At 60.8% G+C, this 20,290-nt stretch carries 16 protein-coding genes and 1 pseudogene; 4 read left to right on the top strand and 13 right to left on the bottom strand.

All coding sequences use genetic code 11. The annotated features are described in order from the left end of the window. Nucleotides 1–52: 52 nt before the first annotated feature. On the bottom strand, nucleotides 53–3,262 hold the full coding sequence (gene carB / locus BMZ36_RS02195) for a carbamoyl-phosphate synthase large subunit (protein WP_091190653.1): 3,210 nt from the start codon (nucleotides 3,260–3,262) through the stop codon (nucleotides 53–55). A 137-nt stretch (nucleotides 3,263–3,399) separates the two neighbouring features. Continuing rightward, nucleotides 3,400–4,530, bottom strand: a complete 1,131-nt coding sequence (gene carA, locus BMZ36_RS02190; RefSeq protein WP_245747746.1) for a glutamine-hydrolyzing carbamoyl-phosphate synthase small subunit — start codon at nucleotides 4,528–4,530, stop codon at nucleotides 3,400–3,402. 230 nt (nucleotides 4,531–4,760) lie between these two features. Between carA and BMZ36_RS02185 the strand changes: the two genes are divergently transcribed. Then, the gene (locus BMZ36_RS02185; protein WP_091190645.1) at nucleotides 4,761–5,402 is read left to right on the top strand and encodes a cysteine hydrolase family protein; all 642 of its coding nucleotides are present in this window, start codon (nucleotides 4,761–4,763) and stop codon (nucleotides 5,400–5,402) included. Here BMZ36_RS02185 and BMZ36_RS02180 read toward each other — a convergent pair. The 5 genes from BMZ36_RS02180 to BMZ36_RS02160 form a co-directional block, all read right to left on the bottom strand. Beyond that, the gene (locus BMZ36_RS02180; protein WP_091190642.1) at nucleotides 5,393–5,845 is read right to left on the bottom strand and encodes a GNAT family N-acetyltransferase; all 453 of its coding nucleotides are present in this window, start codon (nucleotides 5,843–5,845) and stop codon (nucleotides 5,393–5,395) included. The genes BMZ36_RS02185 and BMZ36_RS02180 overlap by 10 nt on opposite strands. Before the next feature lie 115 nt (nucleotides 5,846–5,960). Next, nucleotides 5,961–7,031, bottom strand: coding sequence for a tRNA 2-thiouridine(34) synthase MnmA (mnmA, locus tag BMZ36_RS02175; RefSeq protein ID WP_177187745.1), 1,071 nt, complete (start codon nucleotides 7,029–7,031; stop codon nucleotides 5,961–5,963). Further along, nucleotides 7,015–7,467: an NUDIX hydrolase gene (locus BMZ36_RS02170; protein WP_091190633.1), complete on the bottom strand. Its 453-nt coding sequence runs from the start codon at nucleotides 7,465–7,467 to the stop codon at nucleotides 7,015–7,017. The genes mnmA and BMZ36_RS02170 overlap by 17 nt, the downstream gene beginning before the upstream one ends. 68 nt (nucleotides 7,468–7,535) lie before the next feature. Then, on the bottom strand, nucleotides 7,536–8,381 hold the full coding sequence (locus BMZ36_RS02165) for a pirin family protein (RefSeq protein ID WP_091190628.1): 846 nt from the start codon (nucleotides 8,379–8,381) through the stop codon (nucleotides 7,536–7,538). A gap of 25 nt (nucleotides 8,382–8,406) precedes the next feature. Further along, on the bottom strand, nucleotides 8,407–9,003 hold the full coding sequence (locus tag BMZ36_RS02160) for an FMN-dependent NADH-azoreductase (RefSeq protein ID WP_091190624.1): 597 nt from the start codon (nucleotides 9,001–9,003) through the stop codon (nucleotides 8,407–8,409). Between the two features lie 94 nt (nucleotides 9,004–9,097). Between BMZ36_RS02160 and BMZ36_RS02155 the strand changes: the two genes are divergently transcribed. Together BMZ36_RS02155 and BMZ36_RS02150 are read left to right on the top strand one after the other, a co-directional pair. Then, entirely contained in the window at nucleotides 9,098–10,006 is a 909-nt protein-coding gene (locus BMZ36_RS02155) for a LysR family transcriptional regulator (RefSeq protein WP_091190620.1), read from the top strand. A gap of 101 nt (nucleotides 10,007–10,107) precedes the next feature. Then, the gene (locus tag BMZ36_RS02150; protein WP_091190617.1) at nucleotides 10,108–10,488 is read left to right on the top strand and encodes a 50S ribosome-binding protein YggL; all 381 of its coding nucleotides are present in this window, start codon (nucleotides 10,108–10,110) and stop codon (nucleotides 10,486–10,488) included. A gap of 118 nt (nucleotides 10,489–10,606) precedes the next feature. Here BMZ36_RS02150 and BMZ36_RS02145 read toward each other — a convergent pair. Beyond that, a pseudogene (locus BMZ36_RS02145) lies at nucleotides 10,607–11,140 on the bottom strand (rRNA large subunit pseudouridine synthase E); the annotation flags it as partial. Between the two features lie 268 nt (nucleotides 11,141–11,408). Here BMZ36_RS02145 and icd point away from each other — a divergent pair. Further along, nucleotides 11,409–12,680, top strand: a complete 1,272-nt coding sequence (gene icd, locus BMZ36_RS02140) for an NADP-dependent isocitrate dehydrogenase (RefSeq protein ID WP_091190614.1) — start codon at nucleotides 11,409–11,411, stop codon at nucleotides 12,678–12,680. A gap of 121 nt (nucleotides 12,681–12,801) precedes the next feature. Here icd and BMZ36_RS02135 read toward each other — a convergent pair whose 3' ends face one another. The 5 genes from BMZ36_RS02135 to BMZ36_RS02115 form a co-directional block, all read right to left on the bottom strand. Then, on the bottom strand, nucleotides 12,802–13,386 hold the full coding sequence (locus BMZ36_RS02135; RefSeq protein WP_091190611.1) for a tetratricopeptide repeat protein: 585 nt from the start codon (nucleotides 13,384–13,386) through the stop codon (nucleotides 12,802–12,804). Between the two features lie 106 nt (nucleotides 13,387–13,492). Then, the gene (gene murB, locus BMZ36_RS02130) at nucleotides 13,493–14,509 is read right to left on the bottom strand and encodes a UDP-N-acetylmuramate dehydrogenase (RefSeq protein WP_091190846.1); all 1,017 of its coding nucleotides are present in this window, start codon (nucleotides 14,507–14,509) and stop codon (nucleotides 13,493–13,495) included. 173 nt (nucleotides 14,510–14,682) lie between these two features. Then, entirely contained in the window at nucleotides 14,683–15,126 is a 444-nt protein-coding gene (locus BMZ36_RS02125; protein ID WP_143085951.1) for a hypothetical protein, read from the bottom strand. A gap of 37 nt (nucleotides 15,127–15,163) precedes the next feature. Then, complete coding sequence (ubiB, locus tag BMZ36_RS02120) at nucleotides 15,164–16,684, bottom strand: ubiquinone biosynthesis regulatory protein kinase UbiB (protein WP_091190604.1); 1,521 nt, start codon at nucleotides 16,682–16,684, stop codon at nucleotides 15,164–15,166. Nucleotides 16,685–16,957: 273 nt separating this feature from the next. Further along, on the bottom strand, nucleotides 16,958–20,137 hold the full coding sequence (locus tag BMZ36_RS02115) for a PAS domain S-box protein (protein WP_091190600.1): 3,180 nt from the start codon (nucleotides 20,135–20,137) through the stop codon (nucleotides 16,958–16,960). Nucleotides 20,138–20,290 lie beyond the last annotated feature (153 nt).

The raw sequence follows: 20,290 nt of genomic DNA, 5'->3' as shown, positions 1-20,290 counted from the left end.
AGAAGAGCCGCCATCCCTCGGGATGGCGGCTTGTTGTTATAACGCTAAATTATCAGGATTTGATCCGGCGATGCAAGCCCTGCAGGTCATAAACCTTCATTTCGCCCATGTCGCGCAAGCCGAAGCACGCAGCGCGGGCACCGGCCAGCGTGGTGTAGACCGGCAGTTTGGCCTTGAGCGATTCGTGGCGGATCGAGTAGGAATCCTGGATTGCCTGGCGACGCTCTTCGACCGTGTTCACAATCATGGCCATTTCGCCGTTCTTGATCATGTCCACGATATGCGGACGGCCTTCCATCACCTTGTTGACCTGGGTCACCGGCACGCCGGCGCGCGTGATCGCTGCGGCCGTACCACGGGTGGCGAACAGGTGAAAGCCGAGCCCGGAGAGAATTCGCGCACACTCGACCACGCCCGCCTTGTCGCCGTCGCGCACCGAGAGGAAGACGTTACCGGAAGCCGGCAGGCGTTCGCCTGCCGCCATCTGGCTCTTCACGAAGGCTTCGGCAAAGCTTTCGCCCACGCCCATGACTTCGCCGGTCGACTTCATTTCCGGCCCGAGGATGGTATCCACGCCCGGGAACTTGATGAACGGGAACACGGCTTCCTTGACCGAGTAGTACGGCGGAATGACTTCCTTGGTCATACCCTGCGACTTCAGTGACTGACCGGCCATGCAGCGCGCAGCCACCTTGGCCAACGGCACGCTGGTGGCCTTGGATACAAACGGCACGGTGCGCGAAGCACGCGGGTTCACTTCCAGCACGTAGACGGTTTCGCCCTGGATCGCGAATTGCACATTCATGAGGCCGCAAACCTTGAGCGCCTTGGCCATGGCCACGGTCTGGCGGCGCAGCTCGTCCTGCAGCTCCTTGGCGAGGCTGTACGGGGGCAGCGAGCAGCCCGAGTCGCCGGAGTGCACGCCAGCCTGCTCGATGTGCTCCATGATGCCGCCGATCAGCACTTCTTCGCCGTCGGACAGCGCATCGACGTCGACTTCAATCGCATCGTTGAGGAAGCGGTCGAGCAGCACCGGGCTGTCGTTCGAAACCTTGACTGCCTCGCGCATGTAGCGCGCCAGATCGTCTTCGGAGTGCACGATCTGCATTGCACGGCCACCGAGCACGTAGGACGGGCGTACAACCAGCGGATAGCCGAGCTTGGCGGCGAGGGCCAGCGCATCCTTCTCGTTGCGCGCGGTGGCGTTCGGCGGCTGCAGCAAGTTGAGTTCGTGCAGCAACTTCTGGAAACGCTCGCGGTCTTCGGCGGCGTCGATCATGTCCGGACTGGTACCGATGATCGGCACGCCATTGGCTTCCAGCGCGCGAGCCAGCTTGAGCGGCGTCTGACCGCCGTACTGCACGATCACGCCGAACGGCTTCTCGACATTGACGATTTCCAGCACGTCTTCAAGCGTCAGCGGCTCGAAATACAGACGGTCGGAGGTGTCGTAATCGGTCGACACGGTTTCCGGGTTGCAGTTGACCATGATGGTTTCATAACCATCTTCGCGCAGCGCCAGCGCGGCGTGCACGCAGCAGTAGTCGAACTCGATACCCTGACCGATACGGTTCGGGCCGCCGCCAAGCACCATGACCTTCTTCTTGTTGGTCGGCTGCGCCTCGCACTCTTCCTCGTAGGTCGAGTACATGTAGGCGGTGTTGGTCGCAAATTCGGCAGCACAAGTATCGACGCGCTTGTATACCGGGCGGATGTTGAACGCATGGCGTGCGCGGCGCACGGCGTTCTGGTCAGTGCCCAGCAGCGCGCCAAGACGACGATCGGAGAAGCCCTTGCGCTTGAGGCGACGCAGTTCGGCTGCGGTCAGCGAATCCACATTGCGGCCGCGCAGTGCGTTTTCTTCGTTGACGATGTCCTCGATCTGCACCAGGAACCAGCGGTCGATCCTGGTGAGCTGGTGGATTTCTTCCATGCTCAAACCGACGCGGAAGGCATCAGCCACGTACCACAGGCGTTCCGGACCGGGGTTGACGATCTCGGACTTGATCACGGACAGATCGGTGGTGATCTCGTCGAAGCCGGACATGCCGGTTTCGAGGCCACGCAGGGCCTTGTGCAGCGATTCCTGCTGGGTGCTGCCAATCGCCATGACTTCGCCAACCGACTTCATCTGCGTGGTCAGGCGGCTGTTGGCTTGCGGGAATTTCTCGAACGCGAAACGCGGCACCTTGGTGACCACGTAGTCGATCGACGGTTCGAACGAAGCCGGGGTCAGCCCGCCGGTAATTTCGTTCTTGAGTTCGTCGAGCGTGTAACCGACGGCCAGCTTGGCAGCCACCTTGGCAATCGGGAAGCCGGTCGCCTTGGACGCCAGCGCCGAGGAGCGCGACACGCGCGGGTTCATTTCGATCACGATCATGCGGCCATCGGCCGGGTTGACCGAGAACTGCACGTTGGAACCACCGGTATCGACGCCGATCTCGCGCAGCACCGCAATGGATGCGTTGCGCATGATCTGGTACTCCTTGTCGGTCAGCGTCTGGGCCGGCGCGACAGTGATCGAGTCGCCGGTATGCACGCCCATCGGGTCCAGGTTTTCGATCGAGCAGACGATGATGCAGTTGTCGTTGCGATCGCGCACGACTTCCATCTCGTACTCTTTCCAGCCGAGCAGCGACTCTTCGATCAGCAGTTCGTTGGTCGGAGAAAGGTCCAGACCGCGGGTGCAAATCTCGATAAATTCTTCAATGTTGTAGGCAATGCCGCCCCCCGAACCTCCCATCGTGAACGAAGGACGAATGATCGCCGGGAAGCCGATCTGGTGCTGCGCGGCCATCGCTTCTTCAAGCGTATGGGCAATCGCGGAGCGGGCCGAGCCCAGACCGATCTTGGTCATGGCGGCCTTGAACTTCTGGCGGTCTTCGGCCTTGTCGATGGCCTCCGGCTGCGCGCCGATCAGCTCGACCTTGTACTTGTCGAGCACGCCGTGGTGCCACAAGTCCAGCGCACAGTTCAGCGCGGTCTGACCGCCCATGGTCGGCAGGATCGCGTCGGGACGCTCCTTCTCGATGATCTTCTCGACCATCTGCCAGGTGATCGGCTCGATGTAGGTCACGTCCGCCATGTTGGGGTCGGTCATGATCGTGGCCGGATTGGAGTTCACCAGGATGACCCGGTAACCCTCTTCGCGCAGCGCCTTGCAGGCTTGCGCGCCGGAGTAATCGAATTCACAGGCCTGGCCGATGATGATGGGGCCGGCGCCAATGATCAGGATGGATTGAATGTCTGTACGTTTTGGCATTTCTATGTGAGGTGTGAGGGGTGAGGGGTGAGGAGAAAAACCTCGAACCGACTCACCTTTACACCGTACTCCTATTCAATATTTCAATAACAGTTCCGCGAAGGTGCGCTACAAGCGCGCACCTCACACCTCACTCCTCACGCCTTACGTTCGGCCATGGCCGAGATAAAGCGGTCAAACAGATACGCCACATCGTGCGGCCCCGGGCTGGCTTCCGGGTGCCCCTGGAAGCTGAATGCCGGCTTGTCGGTCAGTGCGATACCCTGCACGGTGCCATCGAACAGCGAGCGGTGCGTGACGCGCACGTTGGCCGGCAGGCTGGTTTCGTCGACCTGGAAGCCATGGTTCTGGCTGGTGATCATCACGCGCTTGGTGTCGAGATCCTGTACCGGATGGTTCGCGCCATGGTGGCCGAACTTCATCTTGCTGGTCTTGCCGCCAGCGGCGAGGCCCAGCAACTGGTGCCCCAGGCAGATGCCAAACACCGGCAGGCCCTTGGCCAGGAATTCCTTGATCGCGGCAATCGCATAATCGCAAGGCTCGGGATCGCCCGGGCCATTGGAGAGGAACACGCCGTCCGGATTCATCGCCAACACCTCGGCGGCCGGGGTCTGCGCCGGCACCACGGTCAGGTGGCAGCCACGCTCGGACAGCATGCGCAGGATGTTGTGCTTCACGCCGAAGTCGTAGGCCACAACCTTGAACTTCGGGTGGCTCTGCAGCGGATAGCCGACACCCAGACGCCATTCGCGAATATCCCACTCGTAGGACTTGTCGCTGGACACCACCTTGGCCAGATCCTGGCCGGCCATCGAACCGAAGGACTTGGCCTTCTCGACGGCAGCGGCAGCATCGATGTTGTCGCCAGTCACGATGCAACCCGGTTGCGCGCCCTTTTCGCGCAAGATGCGCGTGAGCTTGCGGGTATCGATGTCGGCAATCGCCACGGTCTTGTTGGCTACCAGATATTCCGACAGGCTCATTTCGCTGCGAAAGTTGGATGCCAGAAGCGGCAGATTGCGAATGATCAGGCCGGCGGCGAACACACCGCGCGATTCGGCATCTTCAGCGTTCACGCCATAGTTGCCGATGTGCGGGTAGGTCAGGGTGACGATCTGGCGGCAATAGGACGGATCGGTGAGGATTTCCTGATAGCCGGTCAACGAGGTATTGAACACCACTTCGCCGATGGTTTCACCATCCGCGCCAATGGAAGTACCATGGAACAGGGTGCCGTCGGCAAGTGCGAGAAGTGCTGGTTTGGACACTGGCGGCTCCTGGGCATTGCGCCCAATTGATGTGATTTCCGGGGTGCGTATGTAGAAAAACGGGACAGAGCGAACCCATCCCGTTTTTATCACGCAAAATTGGCTGGATTCTACCGGAAAACCCCCAACCATTCAACGCGAAAGCTTCCCCGATCAGCGCCCCCGCTCCTGCCAATCGGCTTGAAGTACGGAACCGCGCCACCTATTCTGGCTCAAAAAGGAGCGCTGCCATGAAACCACTGCACTTGATCCTCTCCGCCGGCCTGCTCGCCTTTCCGGCTCTTGGAGAAACCCTCCCGCGAACAACAAACGTCATCGAAGAATGGAGCGCCATCAAGGCGCCGCCAGCGCCGCCCGTCGCATCCGTCACGGTCGACGCAAAAACCGCTGCGCTGCTGGTGCTCGACATGCAAAACAACCTCGTCAACCCGCAATCCCGCCCGCGCGCCGTAGCTGCCGTGCCCGGCATCGCCCAACTCCTGGGCCGCGCCCGCGCTGCCGGAATGCTGGTCGCGCACAGCAATACGCCGACCGGCGCGCCAGCCGACATCGTTCCCGCACTCGCTCCGCTTGCCGGCGAACCCGTAGTGCGCTCCGGCGTGGACAAATTCTTCCGCACCGATCTGGAAAAAATCCTGATGGAGCGCGGAATCAAGACCGTGATCGTGGTCGGCACCGCGCCCAACGGCGCGGTACTGCACACCGCCACCGGCGCCTCGCTGCGCGGGATGAAAGTATTGATCCCGGTCGACGGCATGCCGGGCGCGGAAAGCTATTCGGAACAGTACACGGCCTGGCACATGCTCAATGCGCCGGGAACGCGGGCCAATGCCACGCTGACGCGGCTGAACTGGATCAAAATTCAGCAGTAAAGCCGCTTCTCCATAAACACCGAAAGCGGGTCTTCCGCATAATCGCCGAACGGGCCAATGCGCACGAAGCCGCATTTTTCGTAGAGCGCCAGCGCGGCATCCTGCTTGATGCCAGTCTCCAGGCGCAGGAACGGGATGCCGACGGCGCGTGCATGGCTTTCGAGATGCGCCATCACGGCACGGCTGATGCCGCGACTGCGCAGGCGCTGCGGGACATACATGCGCTTGACCTCGGCATAGTCGCCGCACTTCTTCAACGCGCCAATGCCGACCACCTCCCCTTCAACCCGCACCGAAGCGAAGTAGATTTCGTCGCGCAACAATTCGTCGATCGAGAGGAAATGATTCGATTCCGGCGGATAGAGCGAACTCTGGTAGGCATCGAGTTCCTCGATCAGCCTGACGATTTCCGGCCTGGCCGGGTTGTCCTGTTCAATGATCACAATTCAACTCTGCAAGTAATTTGGGGAGGCCGCATTTCGCGGATTTCATCCGCTCCCACGGGAGGGCGGCCCCAGCCAAAGCACGAAGTCTGCTTCAGCAGGCGAGCAAGTTGGCTCAGATGATGATCCCACCACCCAGGCAGACCTCTCCATCGTAGAGCACCATCGACTGCCCCGGCGTCACCGCCCATTGCGGCTCATCGAACTTCAGCTCGCAACGCCCGTCATCGAGATAAACCAGTTCGCAGGGCGCGTCGGCTTGGCGGTAGCGGGTCTTGGCGGAATAGCGCCCGGCCTTGGGCGGCTCGCCCAGTATCCAGCTCAGATCCTGCGCGACGAGCGTCGGCTTCAGCAGCAGCGGATGGTCATGCCCCTGCACGACGATCAGCTCGTTCTTCGCCATGTCCTTGCCCGCAACGAACCACGGCTCGCCGGGACCGCCGATGTTGAGCCCCTGGCGCTGGCCGAGGGTGTAGTACATCAGCCCCATGTGCTCGCCGACAGCCTTACCCTCGGGCGTGACCATCGGCCCCGGCACCTTGGGCAGGTAGCGGTTGAGGAATTCGCGGAACGGGCGCTCGCCGATGAAGCAGATGCCGGTGCTGTCCTTTTTCTTGGCATTCGGCAGGCCGATCTTTTCGGCGATGCGGCGCACTTCGGGCTTGTCGATCTGCCCGAGCGGGAACACCGCGTGCGAGACCTGCTCCTGCGAGAGCCGGTAAAGGAAGTAGCTCTGATCCTTGTTGCGGTCATGCCCGCGCAGCAATTCGGTGCGGCCATCGGGACGCACGCGGTTGTCGGCGTAATGGCCGGTCGCCATCTTCACGCCGCCGAGCTTCATCGCGTAATCGAGGAAGCATTTGAACTTGATTTCGCTGTTGCAGAGGATGTCCGGATTCGGCGTGCGCCCGGCCGAGTATTCGGCGAGGAAATAGCTGAACACGCGGTCCTTGTATTCCTTGGCAAAGTTCACGAGTTCAATATCGATGCCCAGCAAGTCCGCCACCGCAATGGCGTCCATGCTGTCTTCCTTGATCGAGCAATACTCGTCGGTATTGTCGTCTTCCCAGTTCTGCATGAACACGCCGATGACCTCGTAGCCCTGCTCCTTGAGCAGGTACGCGGTCACCGAGGAATCGACCCCGCCCGACAAACCGACAACAATTTTTTCACGCACGGTCGTAATCCCGGATCAGGTCGAGCGGATAGCGCCGCCCGGCGAAGTAATCGTCGATGCACGCCATGAGCAGCGGACTGCGGTGCTGGTCGCGCCGCGCCACGATCTCGTCATAGGTCAGCCAGACCGGGCGCTCGATGCCTTCGTCAAGCTGGTAGCCGGGCTCTTCGCCCAGCACGTCAACCGCAAAAGCAAAGCGCAGGTAGGTAAGCTCCGGGCGCTCAGGCGGCGTCCACTGGTAGATACCGACCAGCGCCGTCGGGCGGAGATGATGGCCGGTTTCTTCCAGCCCTTCGCGGACGCAGGCGTGCAGGATGCTTTCGCCCTGATCGACATGACCAGCCGGCTGGTTGAGCTTCAATTCGCCGTGGATGCGCTCTTCCACCAGCAGAAAACGGCCGTCGCGCTCGACCAGCGCGGCGACCGTGGTATTGGGTTTCCACATGATTTTGATACCGACAGGGGAACAGCCGGCATTTTACCTGAAGCGGCCAACTGCCAGCGCAGCAAACATTACCCTGCCAGCCGCCCCATCTGATAATCGGCCACCGCCTGCTGCAATTCCTCTTCGGTGTTCATCACGAACGGCCCGTGCTGGGCAATCGGCTCGCCCAGCGGCCGTCCGGCAATCAGCAGAACCCGGCTTGCCTGGATGGCCTGAATTTCCACCGCCTCGCCGTCGTTCGCCAGAATCGCCATGCGGCGCTCGGCAACCCGCTCGCCGGCCACTTCGAGTTCGCCGCGGTATGCATAGAGGAAAGCATTGTGCGTCGATGGGACCGGGTGGCTGCACCTAGCGCCCGCCGGCAGGTGGATATCCAGGTACAGCGGCTCGGTGACCGAGCGCTTCACGGCACCGGCGACTCCCACGCTCGTTCCCGCCAATACACGCACCCGGATACCGTCCGGTGTGGTGTATTCGGGAATCGCTTCAGCCGGGAAATCGCGATACCACGGCGCCTGCATCTTGTCCTTGGCGGGAAGATTGAGCCAGAGCTGGAAGCCTTCCATCAGGCCGTTTTCCTGCTCGGGAAGCTCGCTGTGAATCACGCCGCGCCCGACCGTCATCCACTGCATTCCGCCGTTTTGCAACAGCCCTTCGTGCCCGGCGCTGTCGCGATGGCGCATGCGCCCGGCGATCATGTAGGTGATCGCCTCGAAACCGCGGTGCGGGTGATCGGGAAACCCGCCGATGTAGTCGTCGGGATTCTCGCTGGAAAAGGCATCGAGCATGAGGAAAGGATCGAGCCGTCGTTGCAACCCGCCGGTCAGCACTCTGGTGAGGCGCACGCCCGCACCGTCGGAAGTGGCCCGGCCCGCCACCAGACTTTCAACATGCCGGATCGAAGTGGTACTCATGATTTGACTCCTTTCCTCGTAACCATCACGCCAACGTCGCGATTTCCTCCCGGGCAGCGGCCAAGGCTCGGGTTACAGCCTCTTCGCCATACCCCAGTCCTTCGGCATAAACGAACTGCACGTCATCGATCCCGAGGAAACCCAGCACGGTGCGCAGGTAAGGCACTTGCGTATCCAGCGGCGAGGTGCGATGCATGCCGCCGCGCGCCAGCGCCACGTAGGCGCGCTTGCCCTTCAACAACCCTTCCGGCCCCTTTTCGGTATAGCGGAAAGTCACGCCCGCGCGGCAGATGGAATCGATCCAGTTCTTGAGCTGCGAGGTCACGCCGAAGTTGTACATCGGCGCGCCCAGCACCAGCACATCGGCGGACTGGACCTCGGCAATCCGGGCATCGTGCTCGGCAATCCGCTGCGCCTGCTCCGGAGTGCGCGTTTCCGGGCTGATCATCAAGGCTTGCAGGACGGCTTCATCGACTGGCGAAACCGGATTTTGCGCCAGCTCGTGCACGGTCAGGCTGCCATGCGGTTTTTCCGTGCGCAGCCGTGCGACTATCTCGTTCGCGAGCAGAGTGGAAACGGCTCCCTGGCTGCGGGCACTGGAATTGATTTGCAGGATGTTCATGTTGTTTGTCCTTCGTTTGCTTGTTCGACAAGCACACTTTATTGGAAACAAATGCGACAATAAATACTCCAAAACCCATTTCACCATTCCAAAAATGGAACAATACAATCTGGACGCCAACGACCTGCTGCTGTTCGCCGCAATTGCTGAAGCCGGCAGCTTCGTGCGTGCGGCCGAACGCCTGCAACTGCCCAAATCCACCCTGTCGCGCCGGCTCACGGCACTGGAAACCCGGCTTGGCGAGCGCCTGCTCACGCGCACCACGCGCAAGCTGCAACTGACCGATTTCGGCCAGGCAGTGCTGGCGCATGCCCGCCAGATCGCCGACGAGGTCGATGCCGCAACCGCCCTGGCCCAGTCGCGCCAGGCCAGCCCGAGCGGACGACTGCGCATCTCGATGCCCTCAGATCTTGCCAACCAACTACTGGCCCCGATGCTGGAGCAATTCATCCGGCAATACCCGGCGGTCGAGCTGCAGATCGACCTCTCGCCCCGGCGCGTAGACCTGGTAGCGGAAAACTACGATCTGGCAATCCGCGTCGGCGAAATGCCGGAAGACAGCACGCTGGTTGCACGGCGCATCTGGCGCTATACCCCGGCCCTTTATGCTGCACCAGCCTATCTGGAACGTCACGGCGCGCCGCAAACCCCGCAGGATCTGACCGGGCACGCGCGGCTGTGCATTCTCACCCGCGACCGCGAGCCCGCAGAGTGGCTGCTGCAAAGCGGGGAACAGCAACACCTCATCGGCGGCCACGCGGCGGCGGCGATCAACTCGCCGGAAATGCTGACGCGGCTTGCCGCCGCCGGCTTGGGCATCGTCGCCAGCAACCGGCTGTTTGCGATGCCTTACGAAGAAAAAGGGGAACTCGTGCGCGTGCTGCCCGATTGGCACCTGCCGCTGGTCACCATCCGGGCTGTTTATCCGGAACGACGGCTACTGCCCGGCAAGACGCGAGCGTTTCTGGATTTGCTGGAGGCGTGGTTGAGGCCGGATAGCTGAATCCGGCTCGAAGCCGCTACAATTCCCGTTTCGCTCCACAAGAACCTGTTCCAAGTAATCACAAGAAGCGCTCGCGATGGGCGCACAACACGGGAAAACTCATGAAGCACTGGATTGAACGCAACTCCAAAACGCGTCTGCACCGCCTGAACACACGGCAACGCAAGAAATATCACCTGGGCGAATTCCGGGAAACGGGCTTCCATGCCGCCGTACGCTTCCAGCATGCGCTGAGCGACATCGAACTGAGTCAATGGCTGGATGATCTGGTGACCTGGATCGAGGCCAACGGGCTGATGATCGGCGGATTTGGCGGATCGACTGGCCTGGAGGAAACCAGTGGTTATGTAGTCTGCGAAACGGGCTCTGCCACCGATGCGCACCGCGAAGCCTTCGCCGCCTGGAGCAAAACCCATCCGCTGGTCGCTTCGGCCGAATGCGAACCGCTCAGTGATGCCTGGTACGACGATCAGGCCTGTTGATCGACCGTTACCTCGTCTTGTTCGGCCCGCGCCGCCCGCGTTGTTTGGGGCGGCTTTTTTGCGCCGGCTTGGGATGCGGCAGCATGCGCGGCAACAGCTCACGAAACTCTTCAGGCGCAGCTTCGCGCCACTGACCCGGTGCCAGCCCGTCCAGCGCGAAATCGCCGATGCGGGCGCGGATCAGGCGTAGCGTGGGAAAGCCCACCTTGGCAGTCATGCGCCGCACTTGGCGGTTCTTGCCTTCGCGGATGGTCAGCTCCAGCCAGGAGGTCGGGATATTGGCACGAAAACGGATCGGCGGATTACGCGGCCACAGGTCGGCGGGCTCGACGATCAGCCGCGCATCGGCGGGAAGGGTGACGAAATCGCCCAGGTCCACGCCTTGGCGCAAGGCTTCGAGCGCGGCCTCGTCCGGAACGCCTTCGACCTGCACCCAGTAGGTCTTGGGCAGCTTGTGTTGCGGATCGGCGATGCGCGCCTGCAGCGGACCAGTATCGGTCAGCAGCAGCAAGCCTTCCGAATCGGTATCGAGCCGCCCTGCCGGATAGACCCCTTTGATCGCCACGTGATCAGCCAGACACTGGTGCGGCGGAGAAGGCGTGAACTGGCAAATAACGCCGTAGGGCTTGTTGAGCAAGATCAGCTTGGGCATTTCGGAAATCAGGCACGGGGAAAGGCCTTCATGATAACGGTTTACCCTCCATTGCAGCAGCCCGTCTCTGCCATGCCCGACGCCCCCCGGCCCGAAAATTGCGTTGCCGTTTTTCGTAATATGTTGCACAATATGTACTTATATTAAAAACATATAATTCAGATTGTGCCTGCGCCGCAACGACCATCGCGGCGCCTGTTTCACCGGCAACCGAATCTGTCTTATCCGGGCCCTTTTTTGTCAACCCACTGATTTTCAGGATTTTTCAATGAGCCATATCGAGATTCCGCAAGGCGGCAGCAAGATCGTTCCGGGCCAGCCGATCCCGGACAACCCCATCATCCCGTTCATCGAAGGCGACGGCGTGGGCGTTGACGTGACGCCGGTCATGCGCAAAGTTGTCGATGCGGCCGTTGAAAAAGCCTATGGCAGCCAGCGCAAGATCCACTGGATGGAAATCTACGCGGGCGAAAAGGCCGTCAAGCTTTACGGCAACGAAGACTGCCTGCCGAAGGAAACGCTGCAGGCCATGAAAGACTACGTGCTGTCGATCAAGGGCCCGCTCGGCACGCCGGTCGGCGGCGGCATCCGCTCGCTCAACGTCGCGATGCGCCAGCAACTCGATCTCTACGTTTGCCTGCGCCCGGTGCGCTGGTTCAAGGGTGTGCCCTCGCCGGTCAAGCACCCGGAAAAGGTCGACATGGTGATCTTCCGCGAGAACATCGAGGATGTTTACGCCGGCATCGAGTGGAGCGCCGGCACCCCCGAAGCGCAAAAGATCGTTGAATTCCTGCAAAAGGAAATGGGCGTCAAAAAGCTGGCCTTTCCGGAGACCACCAGCATCGGCATCAAGCCGATCTCCAGGACCGGCACCGAGCGCCTGGTGCGCAAGGCGCTCAAGTACGCCATCGACAACAAGCGCAAGTCCGTGACCATCGTGCACAAGGGCAATATCCAGAAGTTCACCGAAGGCATGTTCCGCAAGTGGGCCTACGACATTGCCAAAAACGAATTCGGCGCGACCGACCTTAATGGCGGCCCGTGGATGCAGTTGCCGAACGGCATCGTCATCAAGGACGTGATCGCGGATGCGTTCCTGCAGGAAATCCTGATGAACCCGGCCGATTTCGACGTGATCGCCACGCCGAACCTCAACGGCGACTACATTTCCGACGCGCTCGCCGCGCAAGTGGGCGGCATCGGGATTGCTCCGGGCGCCAACATCTCGGAAAGCGTGGCAATTTTCGAAGCCACGCACGGCACTGCACCGAAGATCGCCGGCAAGAACACCGCCAACCCCGGCTCAATCATCCTTTCCGCTGAAATGATGCTGCGCCACATGGGCTGGACAGTTGCGGCCGATCTCATCGTTGACAGCATCGAGAAGACCATCGCCGACAAGGTCGTGACCCACGATTTCGCCGCGCTGATGGACGAAGCCAAGGAAGTTTCCTGCTCCGACTTCGGCGATGCACTGATCGCCCACATGTCGACCTGCCGAGCCGAGATCGATCATCTCAAAGGCGTGATGCCGATCTGATCGTCAGCATCCGCGTAGAACTAAAAACCCCGCCGAAGTTTCATGGCGGGGTTTGTTTTTGAGGACCTGCTCCCGATCTTGCTGCGAAGCCGTGAGCGGGGCTCTGGGGCTCCGATACAACTCACAGCTTTTTGACAGGCGGCTCCCACTGCATGGCCAGTTCCATCGCCTGCTCGATCTGCTTTTTGGACATCTGCTTTTCGGCATTGTCGCGGTTGCGGTCGGCGTACGGTTCGCCGGACAAGGCCGCCAGGTGGAACCACTTGTAGGCTTGCACCAAGTCCTTTTTCACGCCCAGACCGCGGGCATACATCAATCCCAGACTGAACTGGGCCTTGCCGTACCCCTGTTCGGCGGCCTTGCGGTACCACTCCGCAGCCACGGTCTCGTCACGCCATACGCCGATGATTTCCTCGTAGGCTTGACCGAGGCTGTGCTGGGCGGGTGCGAAGCCCTTTTCCGCCGCCTTGCGGTACCACTCCACGGCCAGCTTTTCGTCCTTGTCCACGCCCAAGCCGAAGGCATACATCATGCCCAGATTCTGCTGCGCATGCAGATCCCCCTTCTCGGCAGCAGCCTTGAATTCTCGCAACGCCACGGTGTAATCGCCCTTGCCGTAGGCTTCCATGCCTTCGTCAAACCCCGCATGGGCACTCAAAGCCGCAGCAAAACAGGCAGCCACCAGCAATCCACGAACCATTTTCATTCATCTCTCCATCAAAAATTGGGCGCCAGTTCCGGCAGGTAAGCGAGCACATGAGGGTTTCGAGCTCCGTCCGACTGCCCGACGCGAAGGTACAGCCGCCTGACGACTACCAGCGCACCGGTTCGGCGATCAGATCGACACCAAACCGTTGCTTCACATCTCTCTGCACGGTTTCTGCCAGCCGCGCCACATCGGCGCAGCTCGCGCCGCCCAGATTCACCAGCACCAGCGCCTGCTTTTCGTACATCGCCACCGGGCCCAGCGCGTGGCCTCTCCAGCCGCATTGCTCGATCAGCCAGCCAGCGGCCAGCTTCCAGCGCCCGTCGGGCTGCGCATACGAAACCAGATCGGGATACTGTGCCAGAATCCGTTCGCGGATGGCAGACTCGACTATCGGATTGTGAAAAAAACTGCCCGCATTGCCCAGCTCCGCCGGATCGGGCAGCTTGCGGCGCCTCACGGAGCTGACAGCCTGCGCGACAGCTTGCGGCGTAGCGGGCAAACCTGCTGCCGCCAGCTCCTTTCCGATCTCGCCGTACCCCGTTGCAGGTTGATGATGTTTGGGCAAGCGGAAGGTCACATTGGCAATCAGCCACTTGCCGGCTTCCTCGTGCTTGAAAATACTGTCGCGGTAGGCAAAACGGCATTCGGCATGGCCGAATACGCGCCGCTCGCCGGTCTTGAGATGGAACGCGGTCAGGTCATGCAGACAGTCCTTGACCTCGACACCGTAAGCACCGATGTTCTGTACCGGAGCGGCCCCTACCGTACCAGGAATCAGTGCCAGGTTTTCCAGTCCGCCCCAGCCTTGCTGCAAAGTCCAGAGAACGAATTCATCCCAGTTTTCGCCTCCCCCAGCGCTCACATACAACGCATCGTTCGTCTCGCGCAGCAGATGCCGTCCAGGGATTTCCACCTTGATGACGAGCGCATCGAGATCGCCCTGTAACCAGAGATTGCTACCGCCGCCCAAGACCCGCCACGGCAAATCGGCCAGACGGGAATCAGCGCGCAAACCCGCCAGTTCTTCTGCAGATTCCAGGCGAACGAAATGGCGCGCCCGGCCGGGAAGGCCCAGCGTATTGAAAGGAGTCAGATCGATATCGGATTCAACGAGAGGCATGAAGAAAATCTTTGCTCGGCAGGCAAAGACGTCATTATCCTCCATGTCGCCGGGCGAAGGTGGCGCACCGACAATTCTACCGGTGTGAAATTTCGCGGGACGGTTGCAAACCGCGAAATACCGGCGGTTTTTCGCGGTTTTCATCCGCTCTTACAACAACCGGCAATTCAGGATCACGGGCGGTTGCCGAGGTTCCAGCGCGCGCAATACCATTTGGTCTGCGGCTTCTGCGGGTTGGCGAGCCCCACGAGCACGCTACCGGTTTTCGACAGATAGCGGGGATACGGGCCGGGCAGTTCGACAAAAGCCATACCGAGCTTTTCCTGGATTTTCTTGCGCACGTCCGCCACCGGTGCCTCGATCAACACCCCCACCATCAGCGCAGTCGATTCAGGCATGTTGACGAAAGCTTCCTTCGCCTGATTGCCGGCCAGCTCCGCGCCTTCGACCTTGTACCACTCCGCCTCGCCCCAGACGCGCAGCGGCTTCCCCAAATAAGTCTGGAAGTAGCTGCGCCAGTATGCCGGCGACCATTCGCTACGGCAGGCCAGCGCTGCTTCGACCTTGTCGGAGAAATGAGAAGGCAATCCCGCCGCCGGCGATACTCCGGCCGCCATCAGCATCACCAGGAGAAATAGCGCCCTCGACCCCATGTCAGAACCGCTGCGAGAGCAGGATCAGCACGGCCGCGCCCAGCATGCCGGAGATCGCCCCCAGCCAGAGGTTGCGTTTTTTCTGTTCGCGCAACAATCCCGCATACCCCTTGAGCAGCAGCGGAACCGGATCGTGGCTGACCAGCTCGTTGATGCGGCGCGGCAGGCCCGGCAGCAGCGCAGCCCATTGCGGCGCTTCGGTGCGCAAATTGTTGAGCAGTGCGCGCCAGCCGACCTGTTCGTTCATCCAGCGCTCAAGGTAAGGCTTGGCGGTCTGCCACAGATCAAGCTCCGGATCGAGCTGGCGCCCCAGCCCTTCGATGTTGAGCAGCGTTTTTTGCAACAGCACGAGCTGCGGCTGAATCTCGACGTTGAAGCGACGCGAGACCTCGAAAAGGCGCATCAGCACCAGGCCGAAGGAAATCTGCGCCAACGGCTTGTTGAAGAACGGCTCGCACACCGTACGCACGGCACTGGCAAGCTCTTCCGGTCGGGTATCGGCCGGCACCCAGCCGGACTCGATGTGCGCGGTGGCGACGCGCAGGTAGTCGCGGTTGAAGAAGGCCAGGAAGTTGATCGCGAGGTAGCGCTTGTCCACGTCCGAGAGCGCACCGACGATACCGAAATCGAGCGCGATGTACTGCCCCTGCGGGGTGACGAGGATGTTGCCCGGATGCATGTCGGCATGGAAAAAGCCGTCGCGGAATACCTGGGTGAAGAAAATCTCCACACCGTTTTTCGAGAGCTGCTTGAGATCGACACCCTCGGCCCTGAGCCTGTCGATCTGGCTGACCGGGATGCCGTCCATCCACTCCAGCACCAGCACCTCGCGCGAGCAGTAGTCGTAAAACACCTCGGGCACGATCAGCTGTTCCGATCCCGCGAAGTTACGACGCAACTGCGAGGCATTGCCGGCCTCGAACATCAGGTCGAGTTCATCGTGCAGGTATTTGTCGAATTCGGCGACCACCTCGCGCGGGCGCAGGCGCCGGCCATCGGCGGAGAATTTTTCCACCCAGCCCGCCAATGTACGCAGCAATGCCAGATCGCTCTCGATCACCGGCAGGATGCCAGGCCGCAGCACCTTGACCGCGACCTTGCGCCCGTCTGGCAGGGTCGCGGCATGCACCTGCGCCACCGAGGCCGAGGCCACCGGCTCGCACTCGAAACTGGCAAAAAGTTGCGATACCGGCTGCTTGAGGCTGGCCTCGATCATGCGCACGGCCGTTTCGGCCGGAAACGGCGGCACCCGGTCCTGCAGCCTGGCGAGTTCGTCGGCCAGGTCTTGCGACAGCAGATCGCGCCGTGTCGAAAGCACCTGCCCGAATTTGACGAAAATCGGCCCCAGCGTCTCCAGCGCACGACGCAGCCGCTCCGCGCGCGGCGTGGCCAGCCTGCGCCAGAAAAACAGGATGCCCAGCAGGCAGCGCAGTCCGCCGTTTTGTTGGCGAACGAACAGGAACTCGTCCAGGCCGTAAAAAATGACGACACGGAGAATCTTGAACAGCCGGAAAAAGCGCATGATGGAAACGCAATGGAAAGATCGTGCCATTATCGCAAGATTCCCGGTCATTTCCACTGCGGCAAGTGAAATATAGAGTCGGCCAAATATTGTTTGAACTCGTCAGCCCGGCGCAGACCGGGGTCCAGTGGTTTGAAGTAGCTTCGTTGCTGGATACCGGCCTGCGCCGGTATGACGACAACAATTCAAACTTCACTTGGCCAGATCAAAATGCGGGCCTGTTTCAGCGGCCGGATAGCGCGGCAGACGCTATCGTTTTATCTGGAACTGGAATCATCCCGTCACAAAACTGTAGGCATTGCGCCCCTTGGCCTTGGCAAAATACATGGCCCGGTCCGCCTGCTTGAGCAGGACACGGTCTTCCGTTCCGTCCCGCGGAAACAGGGCGATCCCCACGCTGGCCGAAATGCAGACCTGTTCGCCGTCCAGGTCGAACGGCAAGGCCAGCGCATCGAGCATGGCCTGCGCGACCTCGGATGCCCGTTTGTCATCGACCTGTTCCGGCAAAACCACGGTGAACTCATCGCCCCCCATGCGGGCAACAGTATCGCTGTCGCGCACGCAACGTTGCAGGCGCTGCGCGACCTCCGCAAGCAGCCGGTCGCCGTAATCGTGCCCCAGCGTGTCGTTCACGTTCTTGAAGTGATCGAGATCGACGAACAAGAGCGCCAGAGTGCGTTCGGCTCGGCGGGTTTTCTTGATGTCGATCTGCAGGCGGTCGCGGAAGAGGCGGCGGTTAGGCAGTCCGGTGAGGCTGTCATAATTGGCCTGGCGCCAGATGAGCTCTTCAGCCTGCTTCTTGTCGGTAATGTCGGAGAACAGCGCAAAGCGCCACTGCACCTCGCCATTGCGGTTGCGCAGCGTGCTGATGGTCATCCAGAGTGCGATGTCGGAGCCATCCTTGCGACGCCCCCATATCTCGCCCTGCCAGACTCCCGACTCTTCAACCGCACGCCAGACCTGCTCATGGACGGACTGCAAATCGCGGCGGGACGCCAGTACATCCGGGGTTCTTCCCAAAACTTCGGCCGATTCATATCCCAGCAGCGTCGTGAATGCAGGGTTGACCGAAACGATGTGCATCCTGGTATCGAGTACCATCACGCCTTCACCGCAGGCTTCGTAAATCGAAGCGGCCAGCTTGAGTTGATTCTCGGCTTCCTTGCGCTCGGTAATGTCCAGAATGGCCACGATCGCACCGGAAATGGCACCGCCGGCGTCGCGCATCGGCACGCCGTGGCCAAGTACCCAGACGACCCGCCCACCGGGCAGAACGCGCCGGTATTCGATGTTTCCGGGCACCCCTTCTGCGATGGTCTGGCGCCGGACCTCCTCGACCCGTTCCTTGTCCCTGGGATGCACATCCAGCTTCCAGCCCTCGCCGCGCACCTGCTCAAAAGTCACACCGAGCATGTCCAGATAACGCTGGTTCGCATACACACAGTTGTCTGCAGCATCGAGTTCGATGACGCCAAAGGGCGAAGCATCCAGCAACGCCTGGTAATGCGCCTGGCTGGCACGCAGCGCGGCCTCGCTGCGCTTGCGCTCGGTGATGTCGCGGGAAAACCCCGCCGTGCCCAGCAATGCGCCGTCGTCGGCCAGAATCGGCGTCTTGAAGACCTCCTCCCAGTGCCCCTCGTCGTCGACCGGCGCTTCCACGGTTTTGTGGACCAGTGTCTGCATCACTTCACGATCTTCGGCAACGTAGTACGAGGCCTTTTCCGGAGGGCAGAAATCAAAATCGGTTTTCCCGACCAGCGCCTCGGGAGTGGTTTGCCCGTACAGGCGAGCCAGCCGGTAATTCGCGTCCAGATAACGCCCTTCGCGATCCTTCAGCCAAACCAGGAAGGGGAAATTGTCGAGGATCGCGCGAAGCTGCGCCTTTTGCCTGCGCAGCAATTCTTCGGCCCGGCGCTGCTCCGACGAATCCTTGACGATGCCGGCAAAAAATCCGCGCTGCGGGCAAAACAAATTGACCTTCAGCCAGCGTCCCAATCCGGCTGCGTAGCCTTCAATGACCTGCGATTCGCCGGTCATTGCAACACGTCCCCCCGCCTCGAGCCAGTAGCTCTCCATATCGGGATAGACTTCGCGCATCGTCTTGCCGAGGAGTTCCTGGGCCGGTTTGCCCACGATCTGTTCGTAAGCCGGATTGACTTCGACATGCCGCGCATCGATCGGTTTGCCTGCCAGGTCCAGCACGACCTGCATCAAAACGAAGCCGGAATTCATGTTCTCGAACAGGCGCCGGTAACGCTCCTGGCTCTTGCGCAATTCCTCGTCCAAACGACGGCGCTCGGTAATGTCACGGGCAACGCCCAGCAACCCCATGATCTTGCCGCCTGCGCCACGAATCGGGGTTTTAATGGTTTCGAGCAAGACGCGGCGGCCATCCGGGTAACGCACCCACTCTTCGTTGATGCAGGTTTCTCCACTCTGCATGGCCAGCTGGTCTTTTTCGCGGAAGAGATCGGCCAGTTCTGCGTTGACAAAATAAAAATCCGTGCGTCCGACGATCTGGTTTTGTGGTTTGCCGAAATATTTTTCAAAAGCGCGGTTGCACCCTTGGTAAACGCTGTTGGTATCCTTGAAAAAAATCAGGTCCGGGATCGTATCGAGAACCGAACGCAAGACCGCGCGCTCGTTGCCCAGAGCGTTTTCGGCCTGCCGGCGGGCCGTGACGTTGCAGCCTTCGGCCAGAATGTAACGCACCTTGCCTTCGTCGTCGAAAATCGGACGCGCAGCAAAATCCACGTTCAGCAGGCTGGAATCAGCGACCTTGTTGGTTACTTCGAAAGCTTGCGTTTCGCCTTGCCTGCATTGCTGGATGGCTTGGCGGAGCTTTTCCTGCTGCTGCGGATCGTGCTGCCACCCCGGCGTTTCCCAGAAAGGTTTGCCGACCACGTCTTCCCGTCGCGCCCCTACCATGTCCAGGGCAACCGAATTGATTTCCAGGACAGTCCCGTCCGGCTCCAGCACACCCAAAAGCACTTGCGTGGAATTGAATACCGCTTGCAGGCGCAACTCGGAATCGCGACGCGATTCGATCAGCTTCTGGGCATCGACAATCCGTTGCAGGCCGAGCTGGCGGCAGAAATCCTCCTCGTTCAGCACCCCCAGCAACTTGCCGGATTCGTCCTGCACGACCAATACACGATCCGGCCCTTGGGAAATCAGGCCGACCACCGCCGTATGCCAAGCGGCGGACGCGGGCTGAACGCAAGTCTTGACGCCGGCCACCTCGCGCAGCAGCGTGCTCAGTGTCACACCCTCAAGCCACAGGCGCGGCAAAGTTTCAGGCATCAGCGCCATCAACGGCGTGCCGTCGCCTTCCATCACCAGAACGGCTTGAGCGGGTTCGGCAGCCAGCATTTCCAGCGCGTGCCCCAAAGAATCTTCGGGCCGCAGGCAAACCGCGCGACGCATGACGAAATTGGCCAGCGTTTCAGACAAGAGGCGCTCCCATTCAAATAATCCCTAATTCCAGATGAAACGAAATGCGGAAAAAGCATGCAAACAGCATCGCAAGCGCCGATGACAAAGTATCGTTTTAATCTGGAATTGGAATAAAACCTGTCAATCTTTACAGGGAATGATTCAAGGTTA

The sequence above is a fragment of the Formivibrio citricus genome (genome assembly GCF_900115065.1).
In the GTDB taxonomy this organism is placed as follows: Bacteria; Pseudomonadota; Gammaproteobacteria; order Burkholderiales; family Chitinibacteraceae; genus Formivibrio; species Formivibrio citricus.
Note: the sequence above shows the minus strand (reverse complement) of the source record. Positions and strands in the feature narration are given on the sequence as shown.